This window comes from Streptomyces sp. NPDC059398 (genome assembly GCF_042751845.1).
Lineage (GTDB): Bacteria > Actinomycetota > Actinomycetes > Streptomycetales > Streptomycetaceae > Streptomyces.
This window is the reverse complement of record NZ_JBHYWP010000028.1, coordinates 53,463-54,948: the sequence shown is the minus strand read 5'-3', so window position 1 is coordinate 54,948 and position 1,486 is coordinate 53,463. Positions and strand designations below refer to the sequence as shown.

At 70.5% G+C, this 1,486-nt stretch carries 1 protein-coding gene; it reads right to left on the bottom strand.

Going from position 1 to position 1,486, the window contains the following annotated elements:
• Window positions 1–201: 201 nt before the first annotated feature.
• Window positions 202–1,299, bottom strand: a complete 1,098-nt coding sequence (locus ACFXBC_RS13320; RefSeq protein WP_385022893.1) for a M4 family metallopeptidase — start codon at window positions 1,297–1,299, stop codon at window positions 202–204.
• Window positions 1,300–1,486 lie beyond the last annotated feature (187 nt).

Genomic DNA, 1,486 nt, shown 5'->3' with positions numbered 1-1,486 from the left:
GGGGGGGGGGGGGTGTGGGTGTGTGGGTGCCACCGCCTATCTGTGAGCGAGTGTGAGTCCGCCGGCGGGGGGGGGTGGGGCTCGCCGCCCCCCGCCCCCCCGGCGCTCGATACCGGCGAAGCCTCCCGTGCGCCTTACCTGGATACGCATGGGACGTGTCTACCCCCTGTCAGCCGTTTACGCGCCCGCCGGTACACCGGCTCACGCGCCTGTCGGGACGCCGACGGTGGACCAGGCCTTGGTCACCGCCTCCTGCTCGTCGCCGCTGCCGAAGCGGGCCCTGGCGGCCGCGACCGTCAGCCGCGCGAAGTCCGCGAAGCTTGCGTCCTTCGCCAGCTCGCCGCCGGTCAGGGTGTCGTACCAGATCTGGCCGGCCCGCTCCCACGCCTTTCCGCCCAGGGCGTCCGCCAGCAGATAGAAGGCGTGGTTGGGGATGCCGGAGTTGAGATGGACGCCGCCGTTGTCGTCGGTGGTCCTGACGTAACCCTTCATCGTCGCGGGCTGCGGGTCCTTGCCGAGCACATCGTCGTCGTACGCGGTGCCCGGTGCCTTCATCGAGCGCAGGGCGACCCCCGAGACATGCGGGGCGAGGAGGCCGGCGCCGATCAGCCAGTCGGCCTGGTCGGCGGTCTGGCCCAGGGCGTACTGCTTGATGAGCGAGCCGAAGACGTCCGAGACCGACTCGTTGAGCGCGCCGGACTGGCCGGAGTACGCCAGGTTCGCGGTGTACTGCGTGACGCCGTGGGTGAGTTCGTGGCCGATGACGTCCACCGGGATGGTGAAGTCGAGGAAGATCTTCCCGTCTCCGTCGCCGAAGACCATCTGACTGCCGTCCCAGAAGGCGTTGTTGTACTTCCGGTCGTAGTGGACGCTCGCGTTGAGCGCCAGCCCCTTGCCGTCGATCGAGTACCGCCCGTACGCCTTGAGGTACAGGTCGAAGGTGGCGCCGAGGCCCGCGTACGCCCGGTTGACCGTCGCGTCCTTGCCCGGCTGCGCTCCCTCCGCGCGGACCTCGGTGCCGGGCAGCTGGGTGCCGTGACCCGCGTCGTAGATGGTGCGCTTCGGCTTCTTGTCCGCCGGGTCGGCGGGCCCGGAGGCACCGCCCGCGTCGCGCACGGCGGCGGCCGTGGCCGTCCGGCGCCTGCCCCGGTGCGAGTCGTCCGCTTCGAGGGTGCGGCGGGCGGGCTCGGAGAGCTCCGGGTCGTCGGCGTCGGCGAGCTTGGAGAGGATGTGCGGCGGAATGATCGTGCAGAGGACGGGGCGAGCGGTCGGACCGGTCAACTCAGGCGTGTCAGTCATGTCTTCGAAGGTGGCACTGCGTAAGTGACTTGTCACTGGTTGCGACGGTTATTGACGAGAAAGAGTGACTTCTGGAACCGGCCGGTCTGGTTCGGACCTTGCCCCGGTCCGGCGGGATGCGACGTTGGACACAGTGTCGGTCCCTGGGGCGGCTGCGAGCCGTGCGGTGCCGGGGCCGGGCCCCGGC

What these genes read in the sequence shown, in the direction of transcription:
- ACFXBC_RS13320 (WP_385022893.1), bottom strand. Translation starts at nt 1,299, where the DNA reads ATGACTGACACGCCTGAGTTGACCGGTCCGACCGCTCGCCCCGTCCTC.